General features: G+C 71.6%; 22 protein-coding genes and 1 pseudogene. 17 read left to right on the top strand and 6 right to left on the bottom strand.

From position 1 onward, the window contains the following. The first annotated feature begins 41 nt into the window (after positions 1 to 41). The 10 genes from pdhA (at position 42) to ACIBEC_RS44890 (ending at position 8,509) form a co-directional block, all read left to right on the top strand. Positions 42 to 1,028: a pyruvate dehydrogenase (acetyl-transferring) E1 component subunit alpha gene (pdhA, locus tag ACIBEC_RS44935; protein ID WP_396290645.1), complete on the top strand. Its 987-nt coding sequence runs from the start codon at positions 42 to 44 to the stop codon at positions 1,026 to 1,028. Beyond that, positions 1,025 to 2,029, top strand: a complete 1,005-nt coding sequence (locus ACIBEC_RS44930) for an alpha-ketoacid dehydrogenase subunit beta (RefSeq protein WP_360508863.1) — start codon at positions 1,025 to 1,027, stop codon at positions 2,027 to 2,029. Before pdhA ends, ACIBEC_RS44930 begins: the two co-directional genes overlap by 4 nt. 1 nt (position 2,030) lies before the next feature. Next, positions 2,031 to 3,419: a 2-oxo acid dehydrogenase subunit E2 gene (locus ACIBEC_RS44925; protein ID WP_360508861.1), complete on the top strand. Its 1,389-nt coding sequence runs from the start codon at positions 2,031 to 2,033 to the stop codon at positions 3,417 to 3,419. After that, the gene (locus ACIBEC_RS44920; RefSeq protein WP_360508859.1) at positions 3,416 to 3,658 is read left to right on the top strand and encodes an acyl carrier protein; all 243 of its coding nucleotides are present in this window, start codon (positions 3,416 to 3,418) and stop codon (positions 3,656 to 3,658) included. The genes ACIBEC_RS44925 and ACIBEC_RS44920 overlap by 4 nt, the downstream gene beginning before the upstream one ends. A gap of 159 nt (positions 3,659 to 3,817) precedes the next feature. Next, on the top strand, positions 3,818 to 4,111 hold the full coding sequence (locus ACIBEC_RS44915; protein WP_396290642.1) for a hypothetical protein: 294 nt from the start codon (positions 3,818 to 3,820) through the stop codon (positions 4,109 to 4,111). 57 nt (positions 4,112 to 4,168) lie between these two features. Further along, positions 4,169 to 5,536 (top strand): nicotinate phosphoribosyltransferase, encoded by a 1,368-nt coding sequence (locus ACIBEC_RS44910; RefSeq protein ID WP_360508856.1) that lies wholly within the window; start codon positions 4,169 to 4,171, stop codon positions 5,534 to 5,536. A gap of 155 nt (positions 5,537 to 5,691) precedes the next feature. Next, on the top strand, positions 5,692 to 6,111 hold the full coding sequence (locus ACIBEC_RS44905) for an Hsp20/alpha crystallin family protein (protein WP_360508854.1): 420 nt from the start codon (positions 5,692 to 5,694) through the stop codon (positions 6,109 to 6,111). Positions 6,112 to 6,144: 33 nt separating this feature from the next. Next, complete coding sequence (locus tag ACIBEC_RS44900) at positions 6,145 to 7,128, top strand: CapA family protein (RefSeq protein WP_360508852.1); 984 nt, start codon at positions 6,145 to 6,147, stop codon at positions 7,126 to 7,128. A 248-nt stretch (positions 7,129 to 7,376) separates the two neighbouring features. Further along, positions 7,377 to 8,051, top strand: coding sequence for a CBS domain-containing protein (locus ACIBEC_RS44895; protein WP_360508850.1), 675 nt, complete (start codon positions 7,377 to 7,379; stop codon positions 8,049 to 8,051). 173 nt (positions 8,052 to 8,224) lie between these two features. Continuing rightward, positions 8,225 to 8,509 (top strand): dsRBD fold-containing protein, encoded by a 285-nt coding sequence (locus ACIBEC_RS44890; protein WP_360508848.1) that lies wholly within the window; start codon positions 8,225 to 8,227, stop codon positions 8,507 to 8,509. A gap of 39 nt (positions 8,510 to 8,548) precedes the next feature. Here the strand turns inward: ACIBEC_RS44890 and ACIBEC_RS44885 are convergent, their stop codons facing one another. Continuing rightward, on the bottom strand, positions 8,549 to 9,748 hold the full coding sequence (locus ACIBEC_RS44885) for an HAD-IC family P-type ATPase (protein WP_360508883.1): 1,200 nt from the start codon (positions 9,746 to 9,748) through the stop codon (positions 8,549 to 8,551). A gap of 182 nt (positions 9,749 to 9,930) precedes the next feature. Here ACIBEC_RS44885 and ACIBEC_RS44880 point away from each other — a divergent pair, with 182 nt between their 5' ends. Further along, positions 9,931 to 10,218, top strand: a complete 288-nt coding sequence (locus tag ACIBEC_RS44880) for a hypothetical protein (RefSeq protein ID WP_360508846.1) — start codon at positions 9,931 to 9,933, stop codon at positions 10,216 to 10,218. Next, positions 10,164 to 10,547, top strand: coding sequence for a BON domain-containing protein (locus ACIBEC_RS44875; RefSeq protein ID WP_360508844.1), 384 nt, complete (start codon positions 10,164 to 10,166; stop codon positions 10,545 to 10,547). Before ACIBEC_RS44880 ends, ACIBEC_RS44875 begins: the two co-directional genes overlap by 55 nt. 77 nt (positions 10,548 to 10,624) lie before the next feature. Here the strand turns inward: ACIBEC_RS44875 and ACIBEC_RS44870 are convergent, their stop codons facing one another. Then, positions 10,625 to 11,497 carry a hypothetical protein gene (locus tag ACIBEC_RS44870; protein WP_360508842.1) on the bottom strand — a complete coding sequence of 291 codons (873 nt, stop codon included), beginning with the start codon at positions 11,495 to 11,497 and terminating at the stop codon, positions 10,625 to 10,627. Positions 11,498 to 12,027: 530 nt separating this feature from the next. On the opposite strand from ACIBEC_RS44870, the gene ACIBEC_RS44865 reads away from it, so the two are divergent. From ACIBEC_RS44865 to ACIBEC_RS44845, 5 genes and pseudogenes are all read left to right on the top strand, one after another. Continuing rightward, entirely contained in the window at positions 12,028 to 12,612 is a 585-nt protein-coding gene (locus ACIBEC_RS44865) for a hypothetical protein (RefSeq protein WP_360508841.1), read from the top strand. Between the two features lie 68 nt (positions 12,613 to 12,680). After that, positions 12,681 to 13,547, top strand: coding sequence for a universal stress protein (locus tag ACIBEC_RS44860; RefSeq protein WP_396290636.1), 867 nt, complete (start codon positions 12,681 to 12,683; stop codon positions 13,545 to 13,547). A gap of 279 nt (positions 13,548 to 13,826) precedes the next feature. After that, positions 13,827 to 14,036 (top strand): annotated as a pseudogene (locus ACIBEC_RS44855) (hypothetical protein); the annotation flags it as partial. Continuing rightward, positions 13,940 to 14,485 carry a hypothetical protein gene (locus tag ACIBEC_RS44850; protein WP_360508882.1) on the top strand — a complete coding sequence of 182 codons (546 nt, stop codon included), beginning with the start codon at positions 13,940 to 13,942 and terminating at the stop codon, positions 14,483 to 14,485. The pseudogene ACIBEC_RS44855 and the gene ACIBEC_RS44850, both read left to right, overlap by 97 nt. Continuing rightward, on the top strand, positions 14,446 to 14,880 hold the full coding sequence (locus tag ACIBEC_RS44845) for a hypothetical protein (RefSeq protein WP_360508837.1): 435 nt from the start codon (positions 14,446 to 14,448) through the stop codon (positions 14,878 to 14,880). The genes ACIBEC_RS44850 and ACIBEC_RS44845 overlap by 40 nt, the downstream gene beginning before the upstream one ends. Positions 14,881 to 14,906: 26 nt before the next feature. Here ACIBEC_RS44845 and ACIBEC_RS44840 read toward each other — a convergent pair whose 3' ends face one another. From ACIBEC_RS44840 to ACIBEC_RS44825, 4 genes are all read right to left on the bottom strand, one after another. Then, a complete protein-coding gene (locus ACIBEC_RS44840) occupies positions 14,907 to 15,653 on the bottom strand; it encodes an ABC transporter permease (RefSeq protein WP_360508835.1) in 747 nt (248 codons plus the stop codon). Next, positions 15,620 to 16,120 carry a CBS domain-containing protein gene (locus tag ACIBEC_RS44835; RefSeq protein ID WP_360508833.1) on the bottom strand — a complete coding sequence of 167 codons (501 nt, stop codon included), beginning with the start codon at positions 16,118 to 16,120 and terminating at the stop codon, positions 15,620 to 15,622. Before ACIBEC_RS44835 ends, ACIBEC_RS44840 begins: the two co-directional genes overlap by 34 nt. Continuing rightward, complete coding sequence (locus tag ACIBEC_RS44830; RefSeq protein ID WP_360508832.1) at positions 16,099 to 16,767, bottom strand: OsmC family protein; 669 nt, start codon at positions 16,765 to 16,767, stop codon at positions 16,099 to 16,101. The genes ACIBEC_RS44835 and ACIBEC_RS44830 overlap by 22 nt, the downstream gene beginning before the upstream one ends. 342 nt (positions 16,768 to 17,109) lie before the next feature. Next, complete coding sequence (locus ACIBEC_RS44825) at positions 17,110 to 17,244, bottom strand: hypothetical protein (protein ID WP_360508830.1); 135 nt, start codon at positions 17,242 to 17,244, stop codon at positions 17,110 to 17,112. Positions 17,245 to 17,346: the final 102 nt, after the last annotated feature.

The following is a 17,346-nucleotide window of genomic DNA, read 5'->3' as shown; positions in this document are numbered from 1 at the left end:
AGAAGACCGTCGAGCCGGCCGCGTCCCGCACGAGGACGCGCGTGAGTGGTGAGGGCGCGCGGACGGCGCACCGGCAGGCCATGCTGCGCGAGATGCTGCGCATCCGCCGCTTCGAGGAGCGGTGCGTCGAGTTGTACAGCGCTGGCGACATCCGGGGCTTCGTCCACCTGTGCATCGGCGAGGAGGCCGTCTCGGTCGGTGTCCACCAGGCGCTCGCGCCGGAGGACGCCGTGGTCACCACCTACCGTGAGCACGGCCACGCGCTGGCGCGCGGTGTACCCGCCGAGGCGGTGTTCGCCGAGATGCTCGGCCGGGTGACCGGCTGCAGCCGCGGCCGTGGCGGCTCCATGCACCTTTTCGACGTAAGCCGGCGCTTCTACGGCGGCCACGGCATCGTCGCCGGCGGTCTGCCGGTCGCCGCCGGGCTCGCGCTCGCCGACCGGATGCGCGGGCTGGAAAGAGTGACCTGCTGCCTCTTCGGTGACGGCGCGGTCGCCGAGGGTGAGTTCCACGAGACCGCCAACCTGGCCGCCCTATGGGACTTGCCGCTGCTGCTGGTCTGCGAGAACAACCTGTATGCCATGGGCACGGCGCTGAGCCGCGAGCACGCCCAGACCGACCTGGCCGCGCGAGCCGCCTCGTACGGCATGGCGGCGTGGGAGGCGGACGGCATGGACGTGCTCGCCGTCGAGCAGGCCGCACGACGGGCCGCGCGCGCGGTGCGCGACGGCGCCGGACCGCACTTCCTGGAACTGCGCACCTACCGCTTCCGCGCGCACTCGATGTACGACCCGGACCGCTACCGGGACAAGGCCGAGGTCGAACGCTGGAAGCAGCGCGACCCGATCACCCTGCTCGCCACCCGGATGCGCGGCGAGGACGGCATGGACGACGCTGACCTGGAAGCGCTGGAGAGGGAGGTCGCCGCGGAGCTCGACGCCGCTCTCGAACAGGCGCGTCAGGGAGCGGCGGAACCGGTGGAGGACCTGCTGCGCTACGTCCGCACACCGCCCGAGGGGACGTCATGACCAAGGCGCGGGCAGCACACCAGGCCGAACCGGTCACCTACCGGGAGGCGATGCGCGAGGCGATGCGCGAAGCGCTCGCAGGGGACGAGCGGGTCTTCCTGATGGGCGAGGACGTGGGCCGATACGGCGGCGCCTTCGGCGTCAGCCTCGGCCTGGTGGAGGAGTTCGGGCCGCAGCGGGTACGCGACACCCCGCTCTCGGAGTCCGGCTTCGTCGGCGCGGGCATCGGAGCCGCGATCGCTGGCCTGCGGCCGATCGTCGAGGTCATGACCGTCAACTTCAGCCTGCTCGCGCTGGACCAGATCCTGAACAACGCCGCGACCCTGCTGCACATGTCCGGCGGTCAGGTGTCGGTGCCGTTGGTGATCCGGATGACCACGGGCGCCGGACGCCAGCTCGCGGCCCAGCACTCGCACAGCCTCGAAGGCTGGTACGCCCACATCCCCGGCATCCGGGTCCTGGCACCCGCGACGCTGGAGGACGCCCGGTACATGCTCGCCCCGGCGCTGGCCGACCCCGACCCGGTGATCATCTTCGAGCACGGCTCGCTCTACAACCTCTCCGGCGTCCTGCCGCCGGACGCCGGACCGGTCGACCTGGACAGCGCCGCCGTCCGCCGCCCCGGCAGCGACATCAGCCTCATCACCTCCGGCGGCTCGCTGGGCAAGACCCTGGAGGCCGCCGAGCAGCTCGCCGCCGACCACCACGTCGACGCCGAGGTGGTCGACCTGCGCACGCTGCGTCCACTCGACGACGCCACCGTGATCGGCTCGGTCCGGCGCACCCACCGCGCCGTGATCGTCGACGAGGGCTGGCGGACCGGCGGACTGTCCGCAGAGGTCGCAGCCCGGATCACCGAACATGCCTTCTACGACCTGGACGCGCCGGTGGAACGCGTCTGCGGCGCCGAGGTCCCGGTCCCGTACGCGGCACAGCTGGAGCAGGCCGCCCTGCCCCAGGTCCCGGGCATCGTCGCGGCGGCCCGGCGGGCGGTGGGCTGAGATGGCCGAATTCACGATGCCCGCACTTGGCGCCGACATGACGGAGGGCACCCTCGTCGAGTGGCTCGTCCATCCCGGCGACCAGGTGCACAAGGGGGACATCATCGCGGTCGTCGACACCGCGAAGGCCGCGATCGAGGTGGAGTGCTTCGAGAGCGGCGTGGTGGAGCGCCTGCTGGTGGAGCCGGACGCCACCGTGCCCGTCGGGACGGCGCTCGCCGTCATCACACCGGCGGGGAAACAGCCGGTGGCGCAGGCCGAGCAGCCCGCCGCGCCGCCGGCGGCACTCACCCCCGCGATGACCCCGCTCGTGCGGCACCTCGCCGAGGAGCGCGGCGTGGACCTCGCCGCCGTGCACGGCTCGGGCCCCGGCGGCCGGGTGACTCGCGCCGACGTGCTCGCGACATCGCCGCCGCGCGCGCACCCCAAAGGCCGGGAAGCCCGGCGTCCCAGCACCCGAGCGGCCGAGCACGCCCCCGAGCAGCCGCAGCGCGTGCCAAGCGCCGCCGGCGTCGAGCGCGACACGAGCGCCGCAGGGCCACACCGCCCCACGGCCGCCCGGGTCCGCGCGACACCGCTGGCGAGAAGGCTCGCAGCGGAGGCGGACATCGAGCTCGCCGGGATCGACGGCACCGGTAGCGGCGGCGCGGTGCGGGCGGCCGATGTCCGCGCCGCCCTGCGCGGGCCGTCGCCGGTCCGGAAGCCGCAGGTGGCGGCCCCCGGCCGACCGGAGGCGATGCGCAGGGCGATCGGTGATCTGATGGCGCGATCCAAGCGCGAGATCCCGCACTACTACCTGTCCACCACCATCGACCTGGCAGCGGCAACCGGCTGGCTGCGCGAGCAGAACCGCCGACTCCCGGTCACCGAGCGCCTGGTCCCCGCCGCACTCCTGCTCAAGGCCGCCGCCCGCGCCGCCCGGGAAGTGCCGCAGCTCAACGGGTTCTTCATCGAAGGGAGCTTTGCGGCGGCGCCTGAGGTCCACCTCGGCGTCGCGGTCTCGCTGCGCGGCGGGGGACTGGTCGCCCCCGCCATCCACCACGCCGCCGACCTCCCGCTCCCCGAGCTCATGGCCCGCCTGCGTGACCTGGTGGCCCGGGCCCGGGCCGGCCGGCTGCGCGGCTCCGAGGCCACCGATCCCACGATCACCGTGACCAGCCTCGGCGATCACGGAGTCGAAGCCGTCTTCGGCGTGATCTACCCGCCGCAGGTCGCCCTCGTGGGACTCGGCAAGGTCGTCGAACGGCCCTGGGCGGTCGACGGCCTGCTCGGCGTCCGCCCGGTGGTGACCGCCACCCTCTCCGCCGACCACCGCGCCAGCGACGGCGCCACCGGCGCCCGCTACCTCGCGGCACTTGAGCGGCTGCTGCAGAAACCGGAGGAACTGTGAACCACGACCAGGCCATGGCCCTCGTCCAGGACGTGCTCACCGAGATCGTCCCGGACGCGGACTTCACCACCATCGGACCCGACACCAGGTTCCGCGAAGCCCTCGAACTCGACTCCCTCGACTTCCTCAACCTGGTCGAACGCCTGGCCGAACGTGCCGGCTGCCGAATCGACGAGGACGACTACCCACGTCTGGTCACCCTCGACAGCAGCGCGACCCTCCTCGCCGAACGGACCTGACGGCCGCGCCCGCCCAATCGGCCGGGCCCGACCGACGGGCCACACGACCCGCGCCAGGGGCCAGTTGACCCCGATCGGGGGCCCTGTTGCCGGTGGACGATTCCTCTGGGGGGAGGAAGCTGGAGGGGAGCAGTACCTGCGGGTAGGGAGGTGGCAGTCGTGGTTGTCATGCTGCTGATGCTGGTCGTGACCCTGGCCAGGTGGGTGGGGCGCGCGGTGCGGATCCTGGTCGGCGCGGCCCGAGGCCGCCCGTACCGGGGCACCGGTGCTCGTTCGACACCTGCTGGGGACCGAGTGGCCGAGTTCACCCGGGAGGAGGCCGAGTGCCTGCTCGCCGCAGATCTGCTGTCGGGTTTGATCGAGCGCGAGGAGTACCAGGACTCCCTGGCGGCCCTGGCACGCGCCGACGACGCCCGCAGCCCGCTGTCCGTCCCCTCCCTGCACGGGGAGTGACAGGCCCCGGGATCATGATGGGCCCGGCCGCCGCTGCCGACTGACGGGGTTGACGCGATGTCGAAAGCACAGATCACCGACCTGTACGAGGTGACGATGGCCCACTCGTACCTGCTGGAGGGGATGACATCTCCGGCGACATTCAGCCTCTTCGTGCGGGACCTGCCGCCGGGGCGCGGCTTCCTGGTCGCGGCCGGCCTGGAACCGGCGCTGGACTACCTCGCGGGGCTGCGAGTCGACGAGGAGGACGTCGCGGCGTTCGCCGCAGCGCTGCACCGGCCGAGCCGGGACCTCGCGCCGCTGCTCGGGCTCCGGTTCACCGGCGAGGTCCGGGCGGTACCCGAGGGCCGGATCGTCCTGGCGGGGGAGCCGTTGCTGGAGGTGATGGCCCCGCTGCCGCAGGCGCAGCTGGTGGAGAGCTACCTGCTCAACCAGGTGTGCCACCAGACGGCAGTGGTGTCCAAGGCGGCCCGGTGCGTGATCGCGGCCGACGGGCGTGCGGTGGTGGACTTCTCGCTGCGGCGCACCCACGGCCCCCAGGCCGCCGAGCAGGCGGCGCGGCTGGGCGCGCTGGTCGGCTTCACCGGAACGAGCAACGTCGCGGCGGCCGAGACCTACGGGCTGCGCGCGGTCGGCACGATGGCGCACTCCTACATCGAGGCGTTCGACGACGAGGAGACGGCGTTCCGTGCCTTCGCCCGTGCGCACCCGGGACCGGTGACGTTCCTGGTCGACACCTACGACACCGAGACCGGAGTGCGGGTCGCGGCACGTGTGCTGCGCGACCTCGGTCTCGGATCCGGCTGCGCCGTGCGGTTGGACAGCGGCGACCTGGGCGCGCTGGCGGTCGCGGCCCGCCGGTTCCTGGACGGCGCGGGGCTCGGCGAGGTCGGCGTCGTGGCCAGCGGGGGCCTGGACGAGTACGGCATCGAGCGGCTGGTGCGTGCCGGCGCGCCGATCGACGTCTTCGCCGTCGGCACCGAGGTCGGAGTCGCGGCCGACGCCCCGTACCTGGACGCGGCGTACAAGATGGTGTCGTACGCCGGGCGGCCGGTGATGAAGCTCTCCGCCGCCAAGGCGACGGCCCCGGGCGCCAAGCAGGTCTACCGCCGTCCCGGGTACGCCGATGTCGTCGGGCTGCTGGAGGAGGGCCTGCAGATCTGGGGAGAACCGCTCCTGGAGACCGTCATGTCCCACGGACGCCGGGTCGGCCCGCCACGCACCCTGGCCGCCGCCCGGGAGGCGTTCGAGACCGACCTGGCAGCCCTGCCGCCCGCGGCCCGCCGGATCCGCGACCCGCACGCACCCCGGGCCACCATGTCCCCCGCGCTGCGCGAACTCGCCCGCGACGTACGGGAACGGATCGAAGGCAACATGATCCGGTCTTCCGGGCGGTCGGCAGACATGAAGGCTGCCCAGCAGTAGCCGACCTGGACCGTCGTCTTCAACCCGGGCCCGGGTCCACGCCGCCCCGGTGGCCGCGCGGATCGGAGCGGTCGACCGGGTGGTTGCCGCCCTCGCGGGAGCCCGGTCGACGCAGCAGGATGGAAGGAGTAACCCGAACGGGTGAGGAGGCAGAGATGGCCGGCGAACTGCTTCACAGGCGTCCGCAGTGGTGGCCCGCGTTCTCGGACATGTTCGAGGGCTTTCCCACTGAACTGCGGTTCTCGGATGAGCACATCATCCGGGTCGAGGAGTCCGAGGAGGACGGGACGTACGTGGTCAAGGCCGAACTGCCGGGTATCGACCCGGACAAGGACGTCGAGATCACGGTCGGGAACGGTGTACTGACCGTTCACGCCGAACGCAGCGAGGAGAAGAGGGAGAAGCAGCGCTCGGAGTTCCGCTATGGCTCCTTCACCCGCAGTATCCGGCTGCCCGAGGGAGTGAACGAGCAGGACATCACCGCCACGTACGACAAGGGCGTGCTGACCGTGAAGGCACCCATCGGAGAGGCGCAGAAGCCGACCCGTCGGATCGAGGTAGCCCGCAACGAGTAGCTCGGGACGGGGCCGCAGGACGGCGCCGGGGCGATGGCCGTCACGGTGGCTCTGGCGGGGGACACGATGCTCGGCAGGGGCGTTGCCGGGCAACTGGCCCGCAGGCCCTCACCCGGGACGCTGTTCTCCGCGCAGGTTCGACAGGTTGTCGCGGAGGCAGACTTGGTCGTGCTCAACCTGGAGTGCTGCATCTCCGGCCGGGGGGAGCGCTGGCCGGATCGGCACAAGCGGTTCTTCTTCCGGGCCCCGGTCTGTGCGGCGGCGGTCGTCGCGGAGCTGGGAGTGGACTGCGTGACGCTGGCGAACAACCACGCCCTGGACTTCGGATTCGACGCCTTGGCGGACACCCGGGCGCTCCTGGAGCAGGCCGGTGTCCGCGTGGTCGGCGCGGGAGCCGACGTACGGTCGGCGCGCGAGTTCGTCGTACTCCACGCCGGCGGCGTGCGGCTGGCAGTGGTCGGTGTCGCCGACCACCCGGAGGACTTCGCGGCCGGTGAGGGCCGCCCCGGTGTGGCCTACGCCGACCTTCGCCGGGGAGTCCCCGGCTGGCTCGCCGCGCTGCTGGCCCGGGCAGCGGCCGAGGCCGACGTCGTGCTGCTCACCCCGCACTGGGGCCCCAACATGACCTCCCGGCCGCCGCGCCACGTGCTGGCCGCGGCACCCGAACTGCTGGCGGCGGGGGCCACGCTGATCGCCGGGCACTCCGCGCACGTGTTCCACGGGGTGGCCGACCGGGTCCTCTACGACATGGGCGACTTCGTCGACGACTACGCCGTCCACCCGGTCCTGCGCAACGACCTCGGGCTGCTCTTCCTGGTGACACTGGATGGCCCGGACCCCGCGCACTTCAGGCCGGTCCGCCTGGAGGCGGTGCCGCTCTTCCTGGATTCCTGCCACACCCGGCCGGCGCGCGGACAGGAGCAGGAGTGGATCCGCGAGCGGTTCACCACAGCGTGTGCCGATCTCGGCACCGCCGTGGCGGAGCGGGGGGAACGGCTGACGGTGGACTGGAGCTGACGGACGAGGAATCGCGCCGGTCGGATGCGCTGGGGCGTTGACGAGGAGGCCGATTGATGCCGGGGTGGCCGGTTCAGTGGTGCGGTGCCACCGCGACCGGGCAGCCCACGTGGTGGATCACCCGTACGCGTCGGCCGCCGCCGAGCCACCCGCGGCGGCCGGGGCGCCGATGGCCCTGCCTGGTCGTAGCGTGAGAAGCGGGCAGGATTTCGCCGGTTCCGGCGACGAGCACCCAGGTCAGGTGAGCCATGCTGCGGCATCGCACGGTTGAGGACGTGATGACCCGCGAGGTGGTGCGGGTGGCCCCGGAGGCCGGGTTCCGTGAGATCGCGGTGCTGTTGACCGAGTACGGGATCACCGCGGTGCCGGTGGTCGATGCCGGGGAGCGGCCGGTGCGAGGGGTGTCGGAGGGTGATCTGATCCGACCTCAGGCGGCGCAGGAGGACCCGTCAGGTCTGCTGCCCCCACCGGCGTACCGGCCGGTGGCGAGCGGGGCGGTGACCGCGAAGGAGCTGATGAGCAGCCCGGCGGTGTGCGTCGGCCCCGGGGAGAGCGTGGTGGTGGCGGCCCGTCTGATGGACAAGCACAAGGTCAAGCGCCTACCGGTGGTGGGGGAGGACGGTCGGCTGGTCGGGTTGGTGAGCCGCCACGACCTGCTTCGGGTCTTCCTGCGCGACGACCGGGCGATCCACCGCGACATCCTGGAGGAGGTCCTCGGGCAGGTGGCGGGGGTGAGCCCGGCCCAGGTCGGGGTCGAGGTCGAGCAGGGGCAGGTGGTGCTGAGCGGCAGGATCAGCCCGCCGTACCTGGTGCCGATCGTGCTGCGCCTGTGCGGTGCGGTGGACGGCGTGGTGTCGGTCACCGACCGGACGGAGCCGACCGGGGCGGCTGCGGATCCACAGGACGCGGAAGGCCCGTCATGACCAACCAGTCCGCGCGGGGACCGATTCGCCGCGACCGTGCTGACTCGATCGGACGGGCCCTCGGTCGAGCACCCGAGCGGCCCGGTCGCGGTCGTGGCCGTCCGGCTGTGGCCGCTCCCCGGCCCGACACATGAGACCCACCCACCGATCACGACAGAGAAGGAAAGAAAGCCATGAACACCACCAGCGCGTCCGCAGGGACGCAGACGGTCCGCACCAAGCGGTGGGCCCTGCGGCTGGACCTGTTCGAAGAGGGCGACACCACGAAGGTGCACGTTGTTCTCGACACCGGTGACAACACCTTGGAGAGCCGCACCACCGCGCGGCGCAACCCGCACGACCCGGCCGTGCCGGAGATCGGCGACGAGTACGCGGCCGGCCGGGCCCTGATCGACCTCGGCCAGCAGCTGCTGCGCGCCGGGCGGGCCGACTCCGCCGCGAACGATCCTGACGCCTGAGCCGAGAGGTACTGCCCCGGGGCGTCACCGCTACGGGCTTCAGGCAGGCCCTCCACGCTCGGCACGGGGGAGGGCTTCGCCGGGCCCGGTGGCTCGGCGCGTTCGCCGGCGGATCAGGTAGCGCCGGAGTTCGTCGGCGCCCCAGACGATGAACGGGTAGGGGAGCAGGATGAGCAGGTCGCTCGCCGGGAGGGCAGCCGTGCCCAGCAGGGCTTGGAACGGCTGGGTGTAGACGAAGATCGCCGCGAGGAGGAGTTCACCGGCGATGCCCGCCAGCAGGTAGCGGTTGGACAGGATGCCGACGGAGCGCAGTGAGGCGCGTTGGGTGCGGACGGCGAAGGCGGTGCCGATCTGTCCGGCGATCATGCCGAGGAAGGTCATGGTGGTCGCCTGCTGGTAGACGTGGTGCAGCGGTGTGCCGGTGCCGGTCGGGTCGCCGGGGTGCCAGCCGGCCCTGGTCAGGACGTAGAAGAAGCCGCCCATCTGCAGGGCGCTGACGATGACTCCGAGGAAGAGCCAGGCGCGCACGAGCATCGGAGCGCGGATCACTCCTTCCGACCGGGGGCGCGGAGGGCGGTCCATGAGGCCGGGTTCGGCGGGTTCGCGGCTCAGGGCGAGGGCGGGCATCGTCTCGCTGCCGACGTCGAACGCGAGCAACTGAAGGATCGTCAGCGGCAGGGGGATCTTTCCGCCGCCGAGCGCGAAGAACAGGAACGGTGTGACCTCGGGCGTCGCGTGGGCGAAGATGTAGATGATGAACTTGCGGACGTTGTCGTAGATCCGCCGTCCGGCCCGCACCGCCTCGACGATCGAGGCGAAGTTGTCGTCGGTGAGCACCATGGTGGCGGCCTCCCGGGCGACGTCGGTGCCCGACCTGCCCATGGCCACGCCGATGTCGGCGCGGTGCAGCGCCGGGGCGTCGTTGACGCCGTCGCCGGTCATCGCGACCACGTGCCCCTGGTCGCACAGGGCGCCCGCGATGTGCAGCTTCACTTCGGGAGAGGCGCGCGCGAAGACGATGTCGTGCTCGGCCCGCACCAATTCGCCCAGCTCGTGCTCGTGCAGCCGGTCGAGCTGGTCGCCGGTGACGACGCGGGGGCTGTCGCCGGTGATGCCCACCCGGCGGGCGATGGCGGCGGCGGTCAGCGGGTGGTCGCCGGTGATCATGATGATGCGGATCCCGGCGGTGCGGCAGTGCGCGACGGCGTCGGCGACCTCGGGGCGCGGCGGGTCGAACATGGCGATCAAGAGATCGCAGAGTGACCCGGTTTTGATCCGCTGTCCGTGGTCCTCAATTCACCCGTTGCCGACAGTCTTCGACTACCCGAACTGACTATCGAAGACGCGGTGTGGAGCCTCGCAGCATTCCCAGTCCGAATCGCCTGGTCCGGGCGGCTTCATCCACTGCCACTGCCCTGCTGATGCGACTGGTCGGCCAGGTGGCCGGTGAACCATTCGGTGGCGAGGTCCGCGTGTCCGAGGCCGACCTGATCCGCGCGGAAGCCCGCATGCCGGACCCGGAGAGCCGCCGGGCACCGCGCTGGCTGCCGCCACACGGCCGGGCCCGCGCCGAGGCCGAGACCGCCGACGGGCTCATGACCAGCCCGGTCATCACCGCCCGGCCCGAGTGGAGCATCGTCGAAGCCGCCCGGCGATGGACCGCAAGAAGGCCAAGCGGCTGCCGGTGGTGGACGACACCGGACGACTGACGGGCATCGTCAGCCGCTGTGACCTCCTGCAGCCCTTCCTGCGCGGCGACGCCTCGATCCGCGAGGAGATCGTCCACGAGATCCTCGGCCACATCCTCGGGCTCCCGCCCGGTGCCGTCGACGTCACCGTCGACGACGGCGTCGTCACCCTGACCGGCACAGTCGAACGCGAGAGCCTCATCCCTATCACTGAACGCCTCTGCCGCTCGGTCGACGGCGTTATCGCCGTCCACCAGGCCCTCCGCCACACCCTCGACGACACCCCCATCGACATCGGCCGGCCCAACGTCCGCGCCGTCCTCGGTTCCCATTCCGCCCCTCACCACTGAACACGCCCACCACAGCCATTTCGGGCCGACGCACCGTGACCCCGATCGGGCAGGGACTCAACGGCCCGTCCCGCCGACTACAGGGTGCCGATGTCCCGGATGAGTTCCAGCCCCAGCACGCGGTCCATGGCCGCGAACGCCTCGAACTTGGCTCCCGCCGGTATCCCCGAGTCCTCCTCGACGCGGCGCAGCAGAGCGAGCGCCCCGGGCGTGTCCAGGTCGTCGGTGAACGCGGCACGGGCGCTCAGGCGCACCTGCTCCGGCACCGGAGCCGACGGGCTGCGCGCCCAGTCGGCCACCTTGTACCGCCAGTTCCGCAGGCTCCGCTCGGCGTCGGCCAGGCGATCGGAGGTGAGGGTGAACGGCTCACTGTGCGCGTGTGTGAGGAGCGCGAGCCGCGCAGCTGCCGGCTCGACGCCGCCCCAGGTGACCGTTCCCGAGTCGTCCTCGCGCAGGGCGGCCCCCGTGCCCTGCGACCAGCCGTTGAGTACGGGGCCGACGACGGCCCACACCCCTTCCGGCGCCGACTGCCTGCCGTCACCGGCTGCGAACAGCTGGATGTCGGCTGGGCCTCCCAACATCGCATTCGCGTCGTCCACTCCGGAAATGTCCGAAGGTGCGTGGACGCCGAACGCGGTGACCAGGCGCTCCAAGGCCTGGGCTTCTCGCGGGGCCCGCGGCGGGACCAGCAGGACATGCAGCACCTGCGCGCCGCCCGACTCGGCTGCGCGCAGCAGCACGTCACCCACCAGCATCGCCCGCAGGTCCGTCGGGCCGACTGGCGGGCAGTCCCCGGACAGGTGGACGCCGACTCTCAGCAGGCGACCCCGCCCCGAGGCGGGGACCTCCACTAATGTCTCGGTCCGGCGATCGACGAGCCGCAGGCAGCCCGGGACGGGGGAGCCGCCGGCTGCCTGCGGGGGCCCGCCCAGCTGCGGGAAGAGCGTCATCGCGGGCACCCGCCCGACCGAAGGTGGGCAGCAGCGGCCCGCACCGAATGACGACCGGTCGCCCCGAGTGGCCAGCCCGCCGGCGTGTGAGTGGCAGCGCACACCGGTCCGGCGAGAACCGAAGCGTGTTCCGCGTGCGCCACCCGCCCGCTTCGGCAGTTGCGGCACGAGCAGGGGGCGAACGAGAGACAGGACTCCGGAACAGCCATTGCTCCCACTCTCCGTCTGCCGACACCGTCGTGCGCAGCACGCTTTCCGCAGTACCCACTCCACGCCCCAGCGGTGCCGGGTGCCACTCGGAACAGCTCGCACCCGCCCGCGTCGCACAGGTTCCGAAACGCTCTGCCCCGCCGTCAGGGTCTCCCTGCGCACTGCGCGGGCGTACGAACGCCGTCGCGGCGCGACCGGCATGATCCGGTCAGGGCCGAATCGCCCGCGACAAGTGGGCCGGTCGGACCATGACCGGCGGCTGCGCTGATCGGACGATGGAGAAGCGAAACTGCGCCTCGGCCAGACGGGAGGCGGGCATCATGACCGCTCACCCAGCACGACTGCCCGCACGGGACAACCCGCTGCGGCGAACCTCCGACCGGATCCAGTGGTGGTTGACACGCGCCCTGCTGGTCATCACGGCGGTGGGTCTGCCGGCCGCAACGGTGAGCACCGACCTGCTGACCTACCACTCCCAACTGCAGGTCGTCCAGACCCAGTCCGCGACCCGGCATACCGTCGCCGCCCGACTGGTCGCGGACACCGCCGTGCCCGACGCAGTGTCCGCACAGAGCACGGCCAGGGTCCCCGCGACCGTGACCTGGACCGCCCCGGACGGCACTGTCCGCACCGCGACGGTCACGGTCCCGCCGGGCGAGAAAGCCGGCTCCACCGCCCCGGTTTGGGTCGACTCGAACGGTGCGCTCACCACCGCACCCGTCACCCGCGGCCAGGCCGTGGTCACCGGCTGGGTGGCTGCCGGTGCGGCCGCCGGCACCGTCTCGGTCCTGTCCCTGACAGTCTGGAAGGGCGGCACCCGCCTGCTGGACCGCCGCCGGTACGCGCGGTGGGACCAGGAGTGGGACCAGGTCGAACCCCGCTGGTCACGGCGGCTCCCCAACTGAATCGAGGTACTGCGGCGCATCCGATCGAGCAGAAGACCGCCAGAAGCGACGACATGGAGGTAACCGCCATGCAACCGGAGATCACCGTCGGCCTCGACGGCTCCCCCGAAAGCCTGTCCGCCGCCCGCTGGGCAGCCCACGAGGCCCAGCTCCGAGGGCTGCCGGTACGGCTGCTGCACCTGTGGATCACGCGCCCCGTGACGGCGCAGAACATCCCTGCTGAGTACCCACAGGCGCAGGCAGCGCAGCACATCCTCCAGGACGCGGAGAGCGACCTGCTCAAGCACTGCCCCCACGTACCCGTCATCACCGAGCTCCTGCCCGCGGACAGCCCGGCGGCCCTGCTGCCCGCAGCGCGCAACGCGGTGCTGCTGGGGCTCGGTTCACAGGGGTTGGGCCCTGTCCAGGGCTACCTGCTCGGCTCGCTCGCCCTGCACGCCGTCGCCCGGTTTGAAAGGCCCGTGGTGCTGGTCCGCGCCTGCGAGGAACCCGACGGCACCAGCACACCCGCCGCCCAGTCCGGTGCGGTGGCCATCGGCCTGAGCCTGCGCTCCGGGTACGAGGGCGCGCTCGGATTCGCCTTCGGCGCCGCCGCCAGACGCGGTGTGCCCCTGCTCGTCGTCCATGCCACCACTCGCCGTCCGGTGGCCCTGCGGTGGGAGCGGCCACCTGATGAGTCCTTGCAGCAGGCCGACCAGCGGGCACTGCACGAGGCCCTGCTCCCATGGCGCGAGAAGTTCCCCGCCGTCCACGTGGTCGAGCATCTCAGCCACGAGAGCCCGGCCCGAGCCGTCGTGGACATCGCACCCGGCGCGGGCTTGCTCGTCGTGGGACGCGGCGGATATCGCACCGGCCTGGGACCACGCATCGGCCCGGTGGCCCACGCCGCGATCCACCACGCGGCCTGCCCTGTCGCCGTCATCCCGCACGACTGACATCCGAGCCCGCGCCCGGCACAGGGAACACCGACGAGCGCAAGGCGCGACCCGAGGAACGACGATCACCTCGCGGACTGAACACCGGAAGTTCGTGGGACTCACTGAGCCCCTCCCGGAGGAGGACATCGAGTCCGCAGTGCGCACCGTCTCCCCTGCCCTGGCTGGGCGGGTACCCCTCTACGTCAGGGCCGACGGACGGCTGGGCGGCCGCGTGACCCATCGCAGCGGGACACGAACAGGACCAGCGTCGATTACGGAATGGTTCGCAGCTGATCAGTGGAACTGCCCCACCTACCGCGTCGGAGCCGGGTCGGTACGCAAGGCCCGCCGGCCACTGGCCGCAGTGGCACCCGCACCTGCCGTGCACTGCCCCGGGTGCGGCGCCGGCCCTGGCGCCAGGACCACCCCGCCCACGTGGTCGCCGTCGTCGACCGAACCGGCGCCGACCTGCGGCTTTACCCGAAAGGCGCCATCGAGGGCCACCGCCGCACGGTCGTCGGACCGGACGACGAGATCGAGCGCAACCAGCCCGGCGGCACGTCCCAGATCGCTACCAGCACCGGGCCGAGGACTCCTGGGAGCACAACGCCGTCAAGGTCGCCGAGGCCCTCGGCACCGCCCTCGCCGAGGTCGACGCCCACGTACTGATGCTGGTCGGCGATGTCCGCGCCCGCCAGTACCTCACCAAGCACCTGCCCTCCCGGGTTCGGCGAGACGTCTCCATCCGCCCGGTCAGCGGCAGCCGTAGCCCCGATGGCGCCTGGCCCCCGAACGTCGAGTCCAGGCCGACGCCGAGACCTGTCGCGCCGGACGCGAGGAGACCACCGCACTGCTGCGACTGCTCGACGAGGGGCGCTCGCCGAAGGGCCGCACGCTCGAGGGCGTCCACGCGACCGTGCGCGCGCTCGCCGAAGGCCGCCTGCACACCCTCCTGATCACGGATGACCTCGCCTTCCACCACAGCGCCTGGTTCGGCGCCGGGGCCACCGACATCACCGACCGCCGCGTGCCATCGAGGCCCGGACATCGGCCGCTTATCCGTTTCCACGACCGCCTGTCCGCGCGCGACCAGGCCACCACCGAACGGTTCCTGAGCCGTCGCGCACGCCGCAGCGGCGCCTTCGAGGGCGTTTCAGTCCCGGCTGAAGAGCCACAGCGCGGGGAGGCCCGCTGCAACCGCGTAGGCAGCGAGGATGGCGAGATCGGTGCCAGCCCAGCCGAATCCGAACCATGCGTTCTGCACCGCCGTGACGAGGTGCGCGAGTGGCAGCGCGCTGCCGACGTCGCGAAGGCCCGTGGGGAGAACAGCTCGGGGTGGCGCGGTGCCTGAGCTGAGCCACAGCGTGAAGAAGAACATCAAACCGATGCCCTGGGCCGAGCGGCTGGTGCGGAGCAGCGTCGCGAGCAGGAGCCCGATGGCACCGAAGGCTGCGGTTCCGGCCAGGAGGGCGACGACGACTCCGAGGACGTCTTTGGGCAGCATGGCGGGTAGGCGAGCCGGGCGACGAGGGCCATCACCAGGGTGCCGGCGACGAAGGTTGCGAGCGCGACGGTGAGGAGCGCTACCAGTGACCATGCGGGGACGGAGGATGCGCGGAAGCGCCGCAGGATCCCGCGCTCGCGGTAGCTGGTGAGGGTGATGGGAAGGGTCATGAGCCCGATTGCCGCCACGATCACGGCCACCGACGCTGCCGTGTAGTAGTTGGCGGGGGTCACGCCGCGCCACACGAGCATTCCGTTTTGGATTTTTTCGGCGTCGGCTTGCTTGTTCCCGAACACGGCTGCGAGCAGCACCATCATCATGAGCGGGAACGCGAGCACGAAGACGACAGAGAAGGGTTCGCGGCGGAAGAGCCGGAACTCGGTGCGTGACATGGTGAGGTAGCCGTGCATCGTTGTCACCCCCTGACCTCCTGTCCGGTCAGAGCGAGGAAAGCGTCTTCGAGGGTGGGGCGCTCGACCCGGAGGTCGGGCGGGGCGATCTGGTGCGCTGACGTTCCAGCGTTGCAGGGTCTCCAGGACCTCGCGGTAGGTGGCGCTGCGGCCGACGGCGACGGGTGCGTGGGTCATCACGTCGCTGACGGTGTTCCAGCTGCGGTCCATGGCGTGATCCTTCGGGGTGCGGGGTGCTCGGCAGCGCCGGGGCCGGGGCCGCTCTCGCGCAGGGCACTGATGGACACAGGGCCGAGCAGGTCGGCGAGGTGTTGCAGTACGTCGCGGAAGAGGTCGTCGATGGTCAGGACGCCGACCAGCCGGTGCCCGTCCAGGACCGGCAACCGCCGGACCCCGGTGCGGCGGAAGGCCCGGTAGGCGGCGTCCAGGTCGTCGGTCGTGTCGACCGTGACAGCGGGCGCCGACATCAGCTCGGACACCGGCGCGTCCGGGGCGGTGCCCTGCGCCAGCGCGCGGACCACCAGGTCGCGGTCGGTGAGGATGCCGTGCAGGGTTTCGTGCTCGGCTACCAAGACGCAGCCGACCTGCTGCTCGCTCATCTCGCGGGCGGCATCCCGGGCCGTGGCCCGCGGTGTGACGGTCACCGGCGGGGTGGTCATGAGATCGGTGATGCGCACCGCTCGGCTCCCCTCCGGCCGAAGGTGATCTCGGGGCGGTGGGTGAGGGTCTCGTCCACGGCGCAGTGGCTCACCGCCGCGAGCAGGTCCTTCTCACGCTCGGGCGGTAGCAGGGGCGCGCTGATGTAGAGGGTGAGCGCGGTGATGCGGCTCGGCGGCTCGGCGGACATCGTGTAGTCGGTGCTCACCCGCAGGCCGTCGCCGGAGAACTCATGCCAGCTCAGAAAGCGTCCGGCGGTCAGTGCGACGCATCCGGCCACCGCTGCCACGAGAAGCTCCTCCGGCGTGGGTCCGGCATCGGTGCCGCCCTGCGGAGTGGGTTGGTCGACCGTCATCACGTGCTTTCCGGCGGCAATCACACAGCGTCCTCCACGGACCAAGACGGCCTCGACCTGGTCCGCGGCCTCCACCCGCGGCGCTTCGACCGCGGCAGCCTGCTGGACCAGTAGGGCGGCCAGCGCTCTGGCCTCGCCGGGCGTCAGGGACGCCCACACCTCGCTCTGGTCGTAGGGCTCGCAGGGAGTGTCGAGAACCACCCGGCCCATACCGGGTGGCAGTTCCCCAGGCGCGAACCGGGACACCGCGATCGTTCGCCCGCACGCGGTGTGCACCAGGTTCGGTACTTCGGCGAACTCCTTCGTAGCCATGACCGGATCTCCTCTCCCGGGACAGGCGAGTCTCCTGGTTCCAGCAAAGCTGCCGCCGGCGTCTTTCGCCAGGGCCGGTCGGTGCCGATCTTCGGCTGTGGGATTCCCTCGAAGCGGTGGCCGTGTGGCACCGGCGGGCAGTGTCAAACCGAGACGGGCGGCGACGGTGGCCGACCGCCCCTGGACCTGCACACACCATTGGGTCGGCCGCTGCCCTACTGAGACCGGAGACGCCGCCCCGGGGAGGAAATCGTGCGCCGTGACAGTCTCGTTCTCCGAGTTCGGCCGTGTGTCGGCTGTCCAAGTCCTGGTCCAAGTCGGTATCGACTCCCTCCCCATGGATCAGAACGGAGCCGGCCCGCTGCCCCGGATCGCGATGCTCAAGGAGCCGTCCGAAGCCGCGATATCGGGGTCGAGGAGGAAGTCGCCCTCCCGGCCGTTCGGCATGAGCAGCAAGCCTTCACGGCGGTCCGTCACGATTCTTAGCTTGTTGTTTTACCTCTGGTGATCATTTCCAGGGTGTTCGATCTGGTCACCCACATGGGGATCTTCGGGACATGGCGACGACCTCCGTTTCAC

The organism is Kitasatospora sp. NPDC051164, from assembly GCF_044455625.1.
In the GTDB taxonomy this organism is placed as follows: Bacteria; Actinomycetota; Actinomycetes; order Streptomycetales; family Streptomycetaceae; genus Kitasatospora.
This window is presented reverse-complemented; position numbering and strand designations above follow the sequence as displayed.